Origin of the sequence: Amycolatopsis circi, assembly GCF_003385235.1 — a bacterium.
GTDB lineage: Bacteria > Actinomycetota > Actinomycetes > Mycobacteriales > Pseudonocardiaceae > Amycolatopsis > Amycolatopsis circi.
The window spans coordinates 139647-155807 of the sequence record NZ_PQIA01000023.1 but is presented as its reverse complement, the minus strand read 5'-3'; the positions used below and the strand labels follow the sequence as shown (position 1 = coordinate 155807).

The following is a 16161-nucleotide window of genomic DNA, read 5'->3' as shown; positions in this document are numbered from 1 at the left end:
ATGCCGGGTAGAGCCGGTGTGAACGCACACGAGCACGACGAGGAGGTTCGGTGAATCTGGTTGGCGAAGGGTCCCGGCTGGTCGACGTGGCCGGGGGCCGCACGCTGGCGGGCGACGAGCTCGCGGCGGAGGTCAAGCGGTCCGCGGCCGCGCTGGCGGACCTCCCGCCCGGCGTGCTGTTCGCGCGGATGTCGCTGGACCTCGACAGCGTGCTGCGGTATCTCGGCGCGTTCGAAGCGGGACGGGCGATCGCGCTGATCGACCCGGCGCTGGACGCGGAGGTGCTCGAAGGCCTGATCACCCGTTTCCGGCCGGCCGCCGTGCTGGCCGCGCCTGAAGCGGACGCGCCGGAGGGCTACCGGGCCGAAGACGGGCACTGGGTGCGCGAGGCGGCCGACGGCACCGTCCCGCATCCCGACCTCGCCGTTCTGCTCCCCACCAGCGGTTCCACCGGCAACCCGAAGCTCGTCCGGCTGTCCCGGCAGGGCCTGCTGGCCAACGCCGACGCCATCGCGCAGGTGCTGGCGATCGACGCGGACGAGGTCGCGCCCACCTGTCTGCCGCTGCACTACAGCTACGGCCTTTCGGTGCTGAATTCGCATCTTCTGCGCGGCGCGACCGTGGTTATCGAAACCTCTGGCGTGCTTGGTCGCGGATTCTGGGACGCGGTGAAGGAACACGGCGTGACCTCGCTGTCCGGGGTGCCCTATCACTACGAAATGCTGCGCCGGCTGAAGTTCGACCCGGCGAAGTACCCGACCCTGCGGACCCTCACCCAGGCGGGGGGAAAACTGCGGGACGAACTGGTCGCCGAGTTCAACGACAAGATGCTCGCGGTCGGCGGCCGGATGTACGTCATGTACGGCCAGACCGAGGCGTCCCCGCGCATGACGACGGTGCCCGCCGAGCGGCTCGCGGACAAGATCGGCTCGGCCGGTCCGGCGCTGCCCGGCGGCGCGTTCGCCATCCGCCGTGACGACGGCGAGGAAACGACGCATCCCAAAATTGTCGGTGAGGTCCTTTACCGTGGACCCAACGTGATGATGGGTTATGCCGAGGACGAAGCAGGGCTGGCCGCGGGCGACGAATACGCCGGAATGCTGGCCACCGGGGATCTCGGGTACCTCGACGACGAGGGGTACCTGTACATCACCGGCAGGCTGAAGCGGATCGGCAAGGTGTTCGGCAACCGGGTCAGCCTGGACGACCTGGAGCAGGCCGTGCGCACGGCCGCGGTGGGCATCGACGTGGTGGCCGCGGTGCCTGCAGGCGACAAGGTCGTGCTGTTCGCCGAGTTGCCCGAGGGCGACGGCGCGAAGGCGATCTGCAAGGACGCGGCGCGGGCGCTGGCGGAGCGGCTGCACCTGCACGCCAGCGGGTTCGACGTGCGTCCGATCGACACAGTGCCGCTGCTGGCCAGCGGGAAGATCGACTACCGGTCGCTGGAAGGACGGGTATGAGTGTGTTCACGCGCTCGCAGGCGGAGCGAGAGGCGGCGCTGCTCCCTGAGCTGGCGGAGCTGACCGCGCACCACCGGGCGAACTCCGCCGGGTACGAGCGCATCCTGGCCTCGCTCGGTTTCGCGCCGGACGCGTCGTTCGGCACGATCGCCGACCTGCCGTGGCTACCGGTGCGCATGTTCAAAACGCACGACCTGAAGTCCATTCCGGACGCGGAGGTCTTCAAAACCCTCACGTCCTCGGGCACCACCGGGGCCGGCGCGTCGCGGATCTACCTGGACAAGGAGGCGGCGGGCGCGCAGACCAAGCAGCTCGGCGCCACCCTGCAGGAGGTGCTGGGCGGCGAGCGGCTGCCGATGCTGATGGTCGACACCATCGGCATCATCAAGAACCGCCGGTCGTTCTCCGCGCGCGGCGCCGGGGTGCTCGGCATGGCGAACTTCGGCCGCAAGCACACCTACGTGCTGGACGAGAACGACAAGCCGGACGTCGAGGCAGTGAAGAAGTTCCTCGCCGAGTACGGCGACCGGCCGTTCCTGATCTTCGGCTTCACCTTCATGGTGTGGCAATACCTGTACGAGGTCGCCCGCGAGCACAAGCTCGACCTGTCGAACGGCATCCTCATCCACTCCGGCGGCTGGAAGAAGCTGATCGACCGCGCGGTCGACAACAGCGAGTTCCGCCGCCGGTTCAAAGAGGACACCGGGCTCACCCGAATCCACAACTACTACGGGATGATCGAGCAGATCGGCACCGTGTTCCTCGAGGGTCCGTCCGGGAACTCCTTGTACTGCCCCGATTTCGCCGACGTCGTGATCCGCGACCCGGAGACCTGGGAAGAGCAGCCGGTCGGCAAGCCGGGCGTCATCGAGGTAGTGAGCACGCTGCCGCGGTCCTACCCGGGACACGTGCTGCTCACCGAAGATCTGGGCGTCTGCAACGGAATCGACGACGGCGACTGGCCGGGCAAGCACTTCTCCGTGCTCGGCAGGCTGCCGAAGGCCGAGGCCCGCGGGTGCTCGGACACGTTCACTGGAGCCGCCGCGTGAGTGCCTTGGAACAGCGTTTTCCGCTCGGTGACCCGGTTTCGGCCGGTGCGTTGCTGGACGAGCTGCGCGAGGAGCCGTCCGGCGGCCGGTTGACAGTCGGCGACCCGCGGGTGGTCGAGTTCGTCACCAAGTTCGCGCGCAAGCTGCTCGCGCCCGCGCTGGCGCGGCGCTTCCCGGAGCTGGCGTCGCTGGGTTTCTTCCTGCGCAAGGGGGAACTGGCGAAATCACTGTCCACTTTGGAAACCAGCGGCGATTCGCTGCGGTTCCCGCGCGGCCTGGTTTTCCACGTGCCGCCGGCCAACGTGGACACCATTTTCGTGTACTCCTGGGCGCTGTCCGCGTTGGCGGGCAACAGCAACGTCGTGCGCGTGTCTTCGCGCTCGGCCGGCGCCGCCGAGGCGGTGCTGGAGGCGCTGAACGCGGCGATGGAAGACGTGTCGCCGGAAACCGCGGCCGCCATCCGGGCCACCCAGCGCATGGTCACCTATGACCGCAGCGACGAGGTCAGCGGCGCGTTGTCGCTGGCCGCGGACCTGCGGGTGATCTGGGGCGGCGACAGTTCGGTGGCCGCGCTGCGGAAGTACCCGCTGGCCCCGCACGCCCGCGACCTCACGTTCCCGGACCGCTCGTCGTTCGCGATCGCGTCGGTGCGCGGCTGGCAGGAGGCCGCCCCGGAGGAGCGCAAGGCTGCCGCCGAGGGCTTCTACAACGACTCGTACTGGTTCGACCAGGCCGCCTGCTCGTCGCCGCGCGCGGTGTTCTGGGTCGGCGACGCGTCGGGCGCGCAAGCCGCCGGACATGAGTTCCGCGAGCTGCTCGCCCAGGTGCTGACAGCGAAGCAGCACGTCACCGAGCCGGCGATGGCCGTGCAGAAGCGGGTGTCGGCGTACGGCGCGGCGGTCGACGGGCTCGTGTCGTCGATCCGCTTCGACGGCAACGCGCTGGCGACGCTCGAGCTGGCCGACGCCACGGTGATGCCGCGCGAATGGCTGGGCGCGGGCACGTTCGCGAACGCCTCGGTGGCGTCGCTGGACGAGCTGGTGCCGATCGTGCAGCGCAAAGACCAGACGGTGAGCCAGTTCGGGTTCACCCGCGAGGAACTGACCGGATTCGTGACGGCGCTCGCCGGACGCGGGGTGGACCGGGTCGTGCCCTTCGGCTCGGCCCTCACGTTCGCCGGGGTCTGGGACGGCTACGATCTGCTGTCCGAGTTCAGCCGCCTGGTCACGGTACAGGCCTGAGGAGCTGAGAGGCAGTGACGACCGTTCGTACGGAGACGCCGGGGGACGACACCCCGTCCACTGAGGACACCGCGACCACCGGAAAAGCCCGCAAGTCCACCAAGGCGCGAGTGCTCGACGTCGTGCGGTGGGTCGCCATCCTCTTGGTGATCGGCTTCGCGGCGAAGAGCCTGGCGTCCAACTGGGACGAGTTCTGGCACACGCTGTCCGACGTCGCCTGGCAGTCGTCGGCGCTGAGCCTGGTGGCGCTGATCGTGTCGATCCTCGTGTCGACCTGGGGCTGGCAGGTCCTGGTCGATCACCTCGGCAAGCCGATCGGCTACGCCCGCGGCGCGCAGATCTGCCTGGTCGGCTCGCTCGGCAAGTACGTGCCCGGTTCGGTGTGGGCGTACCTGCTGCAGATGGAGCTGGGCCGCAAGGCAGGCTTGGCGAGGGCCCGGATCTTCACCGGCTCTCTGATCCAGCTGGGCGTGGGCGTCGTTTCTGCGCTGGTCGTGTCGCTGCTGGCCGCGCCCGCGGTGTTCAGCAACAGCCCGAGGGCGATGTGGCTGTTCGTGCTGATCCCGGTCGGGCTCGCGCTGCTGCACCCGCGCATCCTGACCTGGGGCACGTCGCTCGTGCTGAAGCTCCTGCGCCGTCCGCCGCTCGCCGAGCCGCTCGGCTGGGGCGTGGTGTGCAAGACCTTCGGCGCGTCGATGGGAGCCTGGGTGCTGCAGGGCGTGCACCTGTGGCTGCTGGCGAACTCGGTCGGCGCCCCGGGGTTCAGCGGCCTGATCTTGTGCGTGGGCGCGATGGCCGTCGCGATGACGGTCGGCACCTTCGCGTTCATCCTCCCCAGCGGCGTCGGCGTTCGCGAGGTCGCCCAGGTCGCGGTCCTCACGGCGAGCGGGCTGACGGTCGGCCAAGCGACGGCGTTCGCGATCGCCTCCCGGGTGATGTTCACGGTGGCGGACCTGCTCACGGCCGGTTTCGCCGCGCTCGCCGCGAAGCTGGCCGCTCGACGGCCCGTTCCGGTGGACGCTGCCTGATTCCGCTTTACGAGGAGGTCGTCCGGATTCGGGCGGCCTCCTTTTTCATGGAATCCGGCGGAGGGGGAAGCCGCCGTGGCAGGCCGACGACGCGGGCGCGGCTTCTCACCTGCGCGCCGGAAGCGATAAAGAAGGAGGCCGTCCGGTCCGGACGGCCTCCTCGGTTCAGCGGAGCGGGCTCAGTCGGCGAACCGGCAGGAGTCCGGTGCCGCGGTCACGTGGATGTCGGTGTTCCACCCGTATCCGACGGGAGTGCCCGCGCCGTTCGCGGACCAGGTGTCGGTGTTGGGCGAATAGCGGTACCAGAGCAGGGTCGGATTGCCCGACAAGCTCGCGCCGCGGCCGTACAGGATGTCGGCTCCCGGCGAGAAGATCTCGGTGAACATGTTCCAGCCCACGCCGGCGGACTTGTCGCGCTGGGTCCACTTTCCGGCGCCGAAGTCGTAGACGAAGCGGTACAGGTTGCCAGCCGGGGTACGGGCATAGAGGACTCCGTCGCCGGCCGCGGTGATGGAGTCGAACTTTCCCCAGCCGGTGTCGATGACCTGGCCGTTTCCGTTGACCCACGTGCTGGTGGCGTCGTTCCAGAGGTACACCTTCAGCTGGCCCTGCTGGTCGACGGTGATGATGCGTCCGGCCTGGTCGACGGTGACGCGGTTCTGGAACTCCGGAGTGAGGAACTTCTCCCAGCCGCCGCCGACCCCGTTGCCGCCGCCCCAGCCGTTGGCCGCGCTCCACGTCCAGCGCCGGAGCACGCCGCTGGGGACGCTGTCGCCCGCGCCGAGGTTGCGGTGGACGTCCCAGACGACCCCGTCCTTGCCGGCGACCTGACGTCCGGTCCACCCGGTTCCGACCGCCCCGGTCGGCTCGGCCCAGGAGACGGTGCCGTTCGCCGGATCGCGGTGCACGTAGCGCCACATCGAGCCGTCGGACCGGGCGTCCCACACGGTCGCGCCGTTCGGGCAGCTCACCGGGGCCGGGACGGTGTTCTGCCGGACCCAGTCGGCGAGGTCGTCTACTCGGGCTTCGGTGCTGCCTTCGCGCGTTTCGGTCACCGCGAGGCAACCGTGCTGCCAGGACCGGCTGTTGACCGCGACGACCTCGACCTTGTCGCCCACGGTGCGCAGAGCCGGGCCGCCGGCGTCGCCGAGGCAGGTGTCCGAACCGCTCGCGGAGGTCACCGATACCTCAGTGGCATTCACTGCGGAGACCGCGAACGACGCGGTGGACGGCCGGGCGGGCACCCATTCGGTCGCGGTGCGGCCGAATCCGGCCAGCTGGAGCGTCTCCCCGCTCGTCGGAGCGGTGGTGGCCAGCGCGACCGGCGTGATCCCGGCGGCCGGCTTGTCGAGCTTGGCCAGCGCGACGTCGCGGTCGCTGCGGCCGATCACCTTGACGACCTTGGCCCTCGTCCCGGCTCCGGTGCCGACATCGACCGCGCCGACGCTGACAGTCGCGTTCTCCGTCGGAGCCCCGTTCGCTTCAGCGGTCAGGCAGCTCGCTGAGGTGAGGACCCAGGACGGATCGATCAGCGCGGCCGAGCACGCCTTCGTGGGAGTGGCGATGCGCGCGAGGTAACCGGACGTTCCGGCGGGCACGGTGGTGCCGCCGGAAACCGCGTGCGCCGGGATCGCGGTGAGCACGCCGCCGGTGAGCAGAGTGGCGGAGAGAACTAGGATTCTCGGGGTTTTTCGAGGCACAGACGGTCTTCCTTCGCGGTGCGGTGGTGTGCTGGCCTTGTGCTGGCTCAAGGGTTGACCGTGAGCTGGAGGAGCGTGGTGGGAGCGTTGTTCGGGTTGCTTCCGATCCCGACCGGGGTGCTGCCGTAACCGGCTACATCGACTGTCGAGTGCTGGCCGGCGTCGGTGGTGAGGTCGGCCTTCATCTTGTGGCCGGCTCCGGAGACCCGGCCGTCACCGCGGATCTCGAAGACCGCGGGGACCCGAAGCGCGAGGCGTCCGGTGGCCGCGAGAACCTTGAAGCAGACGAGTCCGTCCTTTCCTACGTTTTCCGTAGAGCGGATCTGGAGCACGCCAACGTTTCCGTCGGCCGGGGTCGCGCAGTCAGCGAAAACAATGTGCCCGTCACCGGACGTGAGAAGCACGTTGTACTTCTGCTGAATTAAGGCGGCACCCGGGTAGGAATAGTCCTCCACGAGAGAACCGGCTTCGTCGGCCGCGGCACGCGGATTATCAGTAGAAGCTTCCGCGGTCCATAGGCTGAATGAGGTAATAACTGCCGCCGCGGCGACGGCGCTTATCCCCAGTTTCTTGATGTGCATGTCAATCCGTTCGATTGATCGCAACAGCTCGTCCGCATTGCTATCGCCGGTGAAGTGCGGATATTACTCGTCCTTGACGTGATGAGCGTCACAGTCATTCTGATTACCGTTGATTGCTAACCTGATATTGCCGCGTCGCGTTCGCGGCTTCTCTGCGGGTTAGTCCGAGTCTTTTCCAGGCCTGTTCGCCGATCTCGATTCTGCTGCTCGGCTTTCTTTGTCATGTCCTTTTGTCAAAAACAAGACATTCTCGAGAAGAGGGTCATGAAACTGGTTCGAAGAACGTGGCGGGCATGGCGCGCCAGCCTGATCGCCATCCTCGTGATGGCTCTGACCATGCAACTCGGCGTCCGGCAAGCAACGGCCGAACCGGCCCAGCCAGCCGCGGCGACCGCGGCGTCCGCATCAGACGGTCCGATCTTGAGCCCGCGGGGCAAGGTCCTGATCATTTGGCGGGACGCCGGATCCCAGACGAAGGCTGCCGCAGAGCGAGCGTTGACCGGATCGGACGCGGATGTCAACGCGTTCCTGCAGGACAACCTCGACCGGCTGACCACGCTGGACGACCGGATCGCGGTCGACCAGCTCCTCGCCTCCGGCGGTCCCGCGATGAAGAGTGCCGCTCAGCGGGCACTCGACGCCGCGGACACGGATCCCAAGGCGCTGCGGAATTTCCTGGACACCGGCTGGGGCACGGCGGAGACCACCGATCTCCGGGTGCGGGTCAATCAGATCCTCGCCGCCGGCGGTCCGCAGGTGCGCAAGGCCGCCCAGACGGCGTTGGACGACGGCAGTTCGGACGCCCTGCACGAGTTCCTGAATACCACCGCGGCGAAGGCGGAGGCAGTCGACCTGCGGGTGCGGGTCAACCAGATCCTGGCCATCGGTGGCAAGGAAGTGCAGGCCGCCGCACAGACCGCCCTTGGCGACGGTTCCCCGAACGCGCTGCGGATCTTCCTCGACCGCGAGTGGGAAGTCGCGGCGGCTCGTGATCAGGAGACTGACAGCATCCAGCAGCTGCTGGGCTCGGCGAAGATCGCCGGGCAACAGGCTGCGGAGAAGACTCAGGCGGCGAAGGACTCCGCGGCCCGCGCGCTGGAGGAAGCCGACAAGGCCAGGCAAGCCGCCGAATTCGCGGAGAAGGCCGCTGAAGCGGCCAAGGACAACGCGGCCGGCGCAGCGGACGCGGCTGGCCGCGCGGCGACGGCAGCGAATCGGGCAGCGAGCGCGGCTCAGGCCGCGATGGGTGCGGCCAACGCGGCTACCGCTGCGGCGCGGGTCGCGGCACAAGCTGCTTCGCGCGCGGCCGCCGCGGCATCGAAGGCCGGTAACGCCTCGGCGGCTGCGTGGAACGCGGCCGCCGCGGCACGGGTGGATCGTGGCAAGGCTGGGGAAGCTTCGCAGGCTGCGAAGAGCGCGGCGGCCGCGTCGATCGATGCGAAGCAGGCCCAGGACGCGATCGATTTGGCCCGGGTGGCACTCGGTCATGCGCGAGAAGCGGTCGACGCGGCAGGTTCGGCCGGGCAAAACGCGGAGAAGTCCGCCGCATCCGCGCGGGCAGCGGTCAAATGGGCGCAGAGCGCCGGTGCGGATGCCCGCCAGGCGGAGGCAGCGGCCGCGAAGGCAGCCCGCGAGGCCGACCGGGCGAATCGTTCGGCTGCTGCGGCTCGGGCCTTCGCCGACGAGGCTGACGCCGCCGCGGCACAGGCTCGCGAACTCGCCGGCCGGGCTGTGGTGGACGCGGCGTTGGCCGCGGCCGCTGCGGACGATGCCGCGCAGCACGCGGGCGAGGCTGAGCACGCTGCTCAGCTGGCAACGGAGCACGCGAACGCGGCGACAGCCGCGGCGAAGATCGCCAGTGATGCGGCGGCGCAGGCCAAACGCATTTACGACGCCGCCCGGAAGGCCGACGCCGACCGTCTCGCTATCCAGGCTGATCAGGCGACGGAAGCAGCGCACCAGGCACTCGAGGTTCAGGACCAACTCGGGCTCACTCGCAAGTGGAACGCGGCGCAGGAAGCGCAGCGTGACGCCGAAACGAACAGGCTGCTTGCTGAAGCGATCGCGCCGGGAACAGATCCGGCACTGGCGGTGACCGATGGTCGCAAGGTGGCGTTGCGGCTGCTGACGACCGGCGGCCCGTGGACGAAATCGGCGGCCGAAGGGGCGCTTTCCAGCACCGACCGCGAGGTACTCGAGTTCGTCCAGACCGGCATCACCCGTGCCGCAGGACAGGACGACCGGGAGACGCTGCAGGAGCTTATCGCCGACGCGGTGCCTGCGAAGAAAGCCGCGGCGGAAAAGGCACTGGCCGGAAGCGACGCCGACGTCAAGCAGTTCCTGGCGGCTCCGGATTATCCGGGCGAGAACAACGACTTCCGGATCCAGGTCGACCAGGTGCTGGCCGCGGCTCGCACGTCCGGCGATGCCGTCGTCGTGTCCGAAGCACAGAAGGCGCTCGACACCGGAACGGTCGAGGCCTACCGGAATTTCCTGGACACCGGGCAGAACATCGCCCGGGAGAAGGACGACCGGATCGCGCTGAATCAGCTCATCGCGAACCAGAACACCGGTCCGGAAGCGCGGATGCTCGCGCAGGCCGCGCTGGCGGGTTCGCCGGACATAGTGCGGCAGTACCGGCTCAACGGCCAGTACACCGCGACCCGGCATGACCAGGAATCCGTCGCACACAACGCGGTTGTCGCGGGTTTGGTCTCGGAAGCCACGTCGATCGCGGCTAAGGCGGCGGAAAACGCGGCTACCGCGCAGTCTGTCGCGGCGACCGCGCGCAACGCGGCCAAGGACGCGGAAGCCTACGCCGCACAGGCTCGTGGCTATGCCAAAGACGCGGTGGCGTCGGCAACTCAGGCTGTCCAGTCCGCACGGGACGCGCAGGAATCCGCGCGGCAAGCCAATCAGTCCGCCGCGCAAGCCGCTGATGCGGCGAAGCGGGCATCGCAAGCGGCTGTTCGGGCGTCGCAGTCGGCGGCTTCCGCACGGCACTCGGCGAACATCGCAACGCGGTACGCGCAGAGCGCTATCGCCGCAGCGCGTCAGGCATACCAGGACGCGATCGATGCCGGCAAGGACGCGAACGACGCGGTCAAGGCCGCGAACGAGGCGCGGGACAAGGCGATAGCCAAGGCGAATCAAGAAATCGCCGACGCCAAGAAGAAGTTCTCCGACGACGTCAACAACGCCTGCAACGCTATTCCGGGGGGCCCGGATCACGATGACTGCGTTGCGCGGGCTACTCGGATGGTCAACGACCCGAAGGGTGAGTCGGAGCGAAACGTCGCTGTCTGCAACCAGCTTAAGCAGTACAGCGAGCAGACGTTCAACGACTGCCTCAAGGGCGCGTACAACCCGGCGCTGACGTACCTGATCAACAAGGCGATCTCGGACGCGAAGGAAAAGGCCGAGGACGAGGCGGACACGGACCGCTGGTGGGGGATCGCGGGCGCGATCGTCGCCGGAGTCGCTGTTGTAGTGGGGATCGTTTGTGCCGAGACGTGCACCGCCCCATTGGTGGGTGCCTTGGCTGGTGCCTCAGCCGGCGCACTGGCGGAGGCGGCCGGTGTAGGTATCGAGATCACTATCGGAGCGGATCTCCTGACGGGTGCCGCGAGCGATTCACTGCTCGCGTCGAGGTTGGGCGCGCTGAGCCAGGAGGAGTTCCTCCAGGGGATCACAGTCCGCAACAAACTGGGCGACCTCGCCCTGAATTTCATCCGCAACGTCGGGGTGTCGTGCCCGACCTTCGCGCCCGCGAGCCGTGGCGTCGCGGCTGGTGTTCCCTGCCCGATCAACGTCGTGGCGGTCCTGTACCGGCACGCGAGCGCGAACGAGCTGGATCTGGCGAATATTGCATTCAAGTATCGCATGGACCGCAGATGGTCGTTCATGGATGCGATGAAGAAGAACATCGCGATCGCTAAAGTTCCAGGTTATAAAGATCCGCTCAAACTTCTTCCAGATGGATATGTTGGCGCGGTAAGCAACGGGCCGGGGCAGCACTCTGAGCAGTTGATATTCGACGCTATCCGCGCTCAGGGTTTCACTCCGAAAAACATTGAACGAATGTTCACCGAACGTTCTCCCTGTCCCGTGTGCGGTCCGCTCTTGGAGAGCGAATTGAACCCTGGTACGGTGGTGGAGTTTGCGGTAACGTATATGAAGGATTACGACTGGCAAACATTATGGGAACTCGTGAAAGATCGTGTTGCGGCATGGTAGGGGCGGTCAGGCGTTGACTGCTGAGTAGTTGTTCGGGGCGTTCTGACAGCAACTGAGGGTGGTCCGGCGGCGCGCCGGGCCACCCTGGGCAGGTTCGGCTATGCGAGGAAACGAGATGACTGATCCCTTCACGTTCTCGAGGAGAAGCCTGCTTCGGGAGCATGATGAAGACGAACTCCTGGCCCCTGCCGATGCGGTTGAATCCTGGATCGAACTGGCGGAGCTGGCATGTGCGGAGTTCGGGCGAATGGGAGTGCCCGCGTCGATCTCGGTGGAAGGCGATTCTCGCAGCGTGCCTCCCGGGGTGGACGTTCACGTGAGCAGAGGGGCTCCGTATGGAGTCGAGGTGAGATGGAAAACCGCGGTTTTCGATTCGCCGGGCTACCGTGCCAAGTTGATCGCGCAAGCGAATGACGACCCGTTTCTTGTTTATGAGCGACATGTCCAGAGCCTCATGTCGCGTGCTGCGCACAAATTGCTGGAAAAGGCCGGATTCCGAGTGCTTGTTGACAATTCAGCGCATATGGACCACGAGTTCCGAGTGCTGGCCGCGCCGACAGGCGAAGCAGGGAGTGCGCTGTGACCGAGCCGCTTCAGTTGATGGAAAACTTCTTGGCGGGGGGCGAAGCGTCGGTCAAGGCTTCGGCGGAAGCGGTCCGGTCGTGGATCGAACTGGCGGAACTCGCCCGTGCCGAGCTGGCGCGGATGGGGATTCCCGCCGCCGTGCGGACGGAGGGCGGGCCGTGGGCCGCCGCGGAGGCCGGCGCGGTGATCGAGGTCAACGCGGGGCCGCCTTACGGGGTAATCGTCAAGTGGAAGCCCGCGGTTGTCGAATCGGACGATTCGAAGGACGGCCACCTTCTCTCCGCGAAGGAGTTCCTTGAGGAAACGACGTACGCCGTGCTTAGTGCGGCATATTTTCGCACGTTGATCGACCGGGACGCACGTGGCGGCTGCATCTTTCGGGTGCTTCAGGCGCCGTATGTAATCCTGGAGTAGGCGAACCGCATCTCTAGCCCGGGTCGATACCAGGTTGCCGGGGCAACCTCGCCAGGCTTCAGGAGTTCGTCCCGTTCTTCGCTCGTCGTTTGCTCATGCCGATCCAGCGCGGCTGCCCGGCCGAGCACGCTTTCGTGGAGGGGTAATGCGCGCGAGGTGCCCGGTCGTCCCGGGGACAAGGAGGTGTCACCGGAAGACCTGCCGCCGACCAGAAAAGTGTCAGCGATTCAGCTGGTAGATCACCGAGTCCTCATTGCGGTACACCTCTTTCAGGAACGGCAGTCCGGCCAGTCCGTTCACGCCTGGGTCCGCGTACGGGCGTTTCGGCGGGTCCGCCGGGCGGCCCAGGATCACCCAGTGGATGTTCAGCCGCTGTACCGCGGCGCGGACTGCCGGGTCCGTGTCGTAGTCGCGGAATTTCGCGGCGAGCAGCACCGCGTCCGACGGCGGTTTCGTGCCGTCGTCGTGGGCGGCGACGGTGCGGACGCCGCTGAGTGCGTAAGTCCACGGCGTGCCGTCCCATCGGTCGTTCATCGCCCATTGACCCGGTTTCGCGAGCTTGCCCAGTTCCGCCATCGCGCGTTCTTCGCCGGGCGTGATTTCCAGGGTGCGCGGGTTGGGACGGTGGTACCCCTTCGCGACCACTTCGCTGTTGGACTCGGTGTACAGGCCGTTCGTGGCTCCCACGAAGGCGAGCAGCACCACCGCGGCGAGCGCGGCGGGCGGCACTCGCGCGGGCAGCCGTTCCTTCAGCCACTCGTGCAGCGCCGCGATTCCGTGGCCCGCGATGAACGACAGCGGCACGATCGCCATCGTGATGAACCGGTACGGGTCGTCCCACCACGGCCGCGCCAGCGCCATCACCAGCGGTGCGTCCGAGGACGAGACCGCCAGGTAGAACAGGCCGGTGACCAGCGCGGTCAAGCCGATCCAGCGCAGTGCGCCCAGCCTGCGGAAGAAGATGAAACCGGCCAGCAGGGCCACCGACAGCAGGATCTGCGGCTGTGGTTCGTAATGCTGAAATCCGAGCAGCGCACCGAGCGCGGTTGTCGCGCGCCATTCGGGGGGCCAACCGAGATATTCCACCGTCGAGCTGTTCGCCAGCCCGAGCGCGCCGAACAATTGCAGCCACGCCGCGAGCATCGCCACCGCCGCGATCGGCAGCAGCGCCAGCAGGTCCCTGCCGATCGAGCGCCAGTTCTCTATCCAGCGCTGGGCCAGCAGCGGTCCGGCGAACAGGATCGCGCCGAACAACGTGGACGAGTGGATGCACAGCAACCCGACCGCCGCGACCATCAGCACGAAGCCGGTGTCCGGGGCGACCCGGTCGAGGTACCGGCGCAGCACCACGGCGGCCAACGGGGTGAGCGCCATGCCCAGCAGGAACGGGTACAGCGGCCCGCGGTCCATCGACTCGTACATGCCCATCACCGGCGCGACCGAGGCGAGCGCGACAGCTCCGGCCAGCACGGCGCGGCCGCGGAACGCCCGCACCAGCACCACGAGGGAAAGCGCCAGCAAACCCGGCAGCAAGGCAGTGTTCACGTCCAGGGTGAGCGGGATCGAACCGCCGCTGAGCGTGTACTGCACGGAGGCGAGCAGGTGGTACGCGTTGGGGTAGAAAGGCGGCGAACCGTCGCCGTACCAGTTCACCTTGCCCATGCCGAAGAGGCTGCCGTCGCCGGTTTCGGCGATGTAGCGCACGCCGTTGGCCGCGTACGGCGCGTCGCCGCCCTGCGCGATCGCGCCGAGGTGGCCCATGCCGTGCACGGCTGTGTAGAACCCGATCACGGTCGCGAGCACGAGACACGCGCCGACCGCCCAGTTCGCCCGCGGTTCCCAGGCCCGCACCTCCGGCTCGTGCGGCCACCGGTGCGCGGTGAGCCGCCGGAGTCCAAACGCGACAGCCGCGAAGAGCACGGTGGCCAGCGCATAGGTCCAGGCGTTGAAGGGCAGTCCGATCGCCGCGGTCCACGGACCCGCGAGGCCGCCGACGGCGTAGCTCAGCAGCGGGGTCAGGCCGGCCAGCAGCCAACCGCGCAATCCGGCGGCGGCGCCGGTGATGAGCCCGGGAATCCCGAGCACGAGCAGACAGCAGGCGATGCTGGCTGCCACGGACAACGAGGTGGGGTCGCTCGGCACAGTCTTCCTCAAATCCTGGGCGTCCGCCTGTCTCCCCGTGGCGGATGGGAATCGGGCACTAGGCTAGCCGCACCCCATATGCACCCGAACGGCTGATGTCCGGGGAGCGTGGCCGCGCGCTTGACTGGAAGCGGTGAGGAACCGTCCACCAGGGGTCGGCTGGACGGGTGAGGGGCTCGGGAGGCTGGGGACGCGTGGTTTACGCGGTCGTGGGGGGATGGCTGGCGCTGGCCGCGCTGGTCGTCGCCGCCTGGCGGCGGATGGGCCAGGACCGGCGGTGGCGGGTCGCGGTCCTTCTTCTCGTTCTCGGGTTTTCGCTGCTGCACCAGCTGTTGTTCGCCACTGCCACCGAGGACGCGTACGTCAGTTTCCGGTACGCGCAGAACATCGCCGACGGCGTCGGCCCGGTTTTCAATACCGGCGATCGCAGCGAGACGTACGCCAATTTCCTCTGGCTCGTGGTGATCGCTTTGCCGCGCGGGGCATTCGGTGCGGAAGTGCCGACCGGAGCCGTCGTATTGAGTGGCGCGGCCGCGTTGGGATGCGTGTTGATGGCGTATTTCCTCGCCAATCGCATTGCCGCGCTCGCGTCGCCGGAAGGGGTTGAGCCGCGGCGGGCGGTCGGGGTCGCGGCGGCGTTGCTGACCGCGGGGGCGAACGGGCTCGCGGTGTACGGGCTTTCGGGCACTGAGCTGCCGATGTTCGCGTTGCTCGTGCTCTGCGTCGCGTACGCGCTGGTGGCGGGCCGTCCGTTGGTTGCCGGGGTGCTCGTGGCCAGCGCGGTGATGACGCGGCCGGAAGGGCTCGTGCTCGCTGTCGTCGGCGCGGGATGGCTTGTTTTCGCCGCGGCGCGCGGGCGGCACACCTGGTGGGCTCCGGTCGGTTTCGTGCTGGGCGCGCTGGTGTTCCTGGTTCCGTGGACGGCTTGGCGGATCACTTACTACGACCGTTTCGTGCCGGACGCGAGCCTGCCGCCCGGGCCGGATTGGCCGTATCTGGGCGGCTTCACCTTGGCGCACTTGGGTTTTCTCGTCCCGGCCGCGGCGGTCGCGGTACTGGTGGCGGCCCGGGGACGCGCGACGGAAGCCCGGTCAGCGCTGTGGCTGCTGCTCGCGCTCGCCCTCGGGCACACCGCGTTCGTGGTGCTCTTCGAAGAGGATCCGGGACTTTCGTGGCGGCTGCTCGTGCCGGTGCCGCCGCTGCTGGCGGTCGCGGCGGTGGCCGGCTGCGGCGTCCTCACGCCGGTACCGCGGCCGCGTGCGGTTTCTCGGGTGGTTCCGGCCGCCACTGCCGCGCTCACCGGGGTCGCGGTGGCGGTCTCGGTGCTCAGCCCCGAGGTGCTGGAGCGCGTGCAGGCCTGGAGCACGCAGGGTGCGCAACTGGCCGAGGTCGGCGACTGGCTCGCCCGCTACCTGCCGCCCGGGTCCGTCGTGAGCGCTGGATCGCCGGGGCTGCTTGCGAGCCGCGCCGGTTCGCGGGTGCTGGTGGTCGGGCTCGACGCGGAACGGTCGACGCTCGCCATGCCCGGCCGGTCGGGGTACGCCGATCGGCAGAATTGTGCCGACGACCTGCCCGCTTGGTACCGCGTCGCGACCTTCCGGCGCACCGGCACGCCGTTCTGGATCTCGGTGTACCCGCGCGCCGACGACGCCAGCCGGCTCGTCGACGAACTCGACCGCGCCCCGGATTTCCGCTACGTATCCTGCCCCTGAAGTGTGGCGGAGC

Annotated in this window: 11 protein-coding genes; 8 read left to right on the top strand and 3 right to left on the bottom strand. The window is 68.2% G+C overall.

The features are described from left to right. Positions 1 to 50 precede the first annotated feature (50 nt). The 4 genes from D0D37_RS13185 to D0D37_RS13170 are packed head-to-tail and all read left to right on the top strand — an operon-like array spanning position 51 to position 4778. Positions 51 to 1460 carry an AMP-binding protein gene (locus D0D37_RS13185; RefSeq protein WP_116200792.1) on the top strand — a complete coding sequence of 470 codons (1410 nt, stop codon included), beginning with the start codon at positions 51 to 53 and terminating at the stop codon, positions 1458 to 1460. Next, the gene (locus D0D37_RS13180) at positions 1457 to 2509 is read left to right on the top strand and encodes a LuxE/PaaK family acyltransferase (protein WP_116200791.1); all 1053 of its coding nucleotides are present in this window, start codon (positions 1457 to 1459) and stop codon (positions 2507 to 2509) included. Before D0D37_RS13185 ends, D0D37_RS13180 begins: the two co-directional genes overlap by 4 nt. Further along, the gene (locus tag D0D37_RS13175; protein WP_116200790.1) at positions 2506 to 3750 is read left to right on the top strand and encodes an acyl-CoA reductase; all 1245 of its coding nucleotides are present in this window, start codon (positions 2506 to 2508) and stop codon (positions 3748 to 3750) included. Before D0D37_RS13180 ends, D0D37_RS13175 begins: the two co-directional genes overlap by 4 nt. A gap of 14 nt (positions 3751 to 3764) precedes the next feature. After that, complete coding sequence (locus D0D37_RS13170) at positions 3765 to 4778, top strand: lysylphosphatidylglycerol synthase transmembrane domain-containing protein (RefSeq protein ID WP_208719926.1); 1014 nt, start codon at positions 3765 to 3767, stop codon at positions 4776 to 4778. Positions 4779 to 4957: 179 nt separating this feature from the next. On the opposite strand, the gene D0D37_RS13165 is transcribed toward D0D37_RS13170, so the two are convergent. Continuing rightward, complete coding sequence (locus D0D37_RS13165) at positions 4958 to 6478, bottom strand: tachylectin-related carbohydrate-binding protein (RefSeq protein ID WP_162834201.1); 1521 nt, start codon at positions 6476 to 6478, stop codon at positions 4958 to 4960. Positions 6479 to 6525: 47 nt separating this feature from the next. Beyond that, entirely contained in the window at positions 6526 to 7059 is a 534-nt protein-coding gene (locus tag D0D37_RS13160) for a hypothetical protein (RefSeq protein WP_162834200.1), read from the bottom strand. 264 nt (positions 7060 to 7323) lie between these two features. Between D0D37_RS13160 and D0D37_RS13155 the strand changes: the two genes are divergently transcribed. The 3 genes from D0D37_RS13155 to D0D37_RS13145 all read left to right on the top strand — a co-directional run bounded on the left by D0D37_RS13155 (position 7324) and on the right by D0D37_RS13145 (position 12294). Then, positions 7324 to 11295 carry a nucleic acid/nucleotide deaminase domain-containing protein gene (locus tag D0D37_RS13155; protein WP_162834199.1) on the top strand — a complete coding sequence of 1324 codons (3972 nt, stop codon included), beginning with the start codon at positions 7324 to 7326 and terminating at the stop codon, positions 11293 to 11295. Between the two features lie 115 nt (positions 11296 to 11410). Continuing rightward, positions 11411 to 11878 carry a hypothetical protein gene (locus tag D0D37_RS13150; RefSeq protein ID WP_116200786.1) on the top strand — a complete coding sequence of 156 codons (468 nt, stop codon included), beginning with the start codon at positions 11411 to 11413 and terminating at the stop codon, positions 11876 to 11878. Beyond that, the gene (locus D0D37_RS13145; protein ID WP_116200785.1) at positions 11875 to 12294 is read left to right on the top strand and encodes a hypothetical protein; all 420 of its coding nucleotides are present in this window, start codon (positions 11875 to 11877) and stop codon (positions 12292 to 12294) included. The genes D0D37_RS13150 and D0D37_RS13145 overlap by 4 nt, the downstream gene beginning before the upstream one ends. Before the next feature lie 219 nt (positions 12295 to 12513). Here D0D37_RS13145 and D0D37_RS13140 read toward each other — a convergent pair whose 3' ends face one another. Then, on the bottom strand, positions 12514 to 14436 hold the full coding sequence (locus D0D37_RS13140) for a DUF6541 family protein (protein WP_244223492.1): 1923 nt from the start codon (positions 14434 to 14436) through the stop codon (positions 12514 to 12516). Between the two features lie 194 nt (positions 14437 to 14630). Here D0D37_RS13140 and D0D37_RS13135 point away from each other — a divergent pair, with 194 nt between their 5' ends. Then, a complete protein-coding gene (locus D0D37_RS13135; RefSeq protein WP_116200784.1) occupies positions 14631 to 16148 on the top strand; it encodes a hypothetical protein in 1518 nt (505 codons plus the stop codon). Positions 16149 to 16161: the final 13 nt, after the last annotated feature.

Excerpts from the sequence above, each read along its gene's own strand:
- D0D37_RS13155 (WP_162834199.1), top strand. The coding sequence starts at position 7,324 with ATGAAACTGGTTCGAAGAACGTGGCGGGCATGGCGCGCCAGCCTGATC.
- D0D37_RS13180 (WP_116200791.1), top strand. The coding sequence starts at position 1,457 with ATGAGTGTGTTCACGCGCTCGCAGGCGGAGCGAGAGGCGGCGCTGCTC.
- D0D37_RS13160 (WP_162834200.1), bottom strand. The coding sequence starts at position 7,059 with ATGCACATCAAGAAACTGGGGATAAGCGCCGTCGCCGCGGCGGCAGTT.
- D0D37_RS13150 (WP_116200786.1), top strand. The coding sequence starts at position 11,411 with ATGACTGATCCCTTCACGTTCTCGAGGAGAAGCCTGCTTCGGGAGCAT.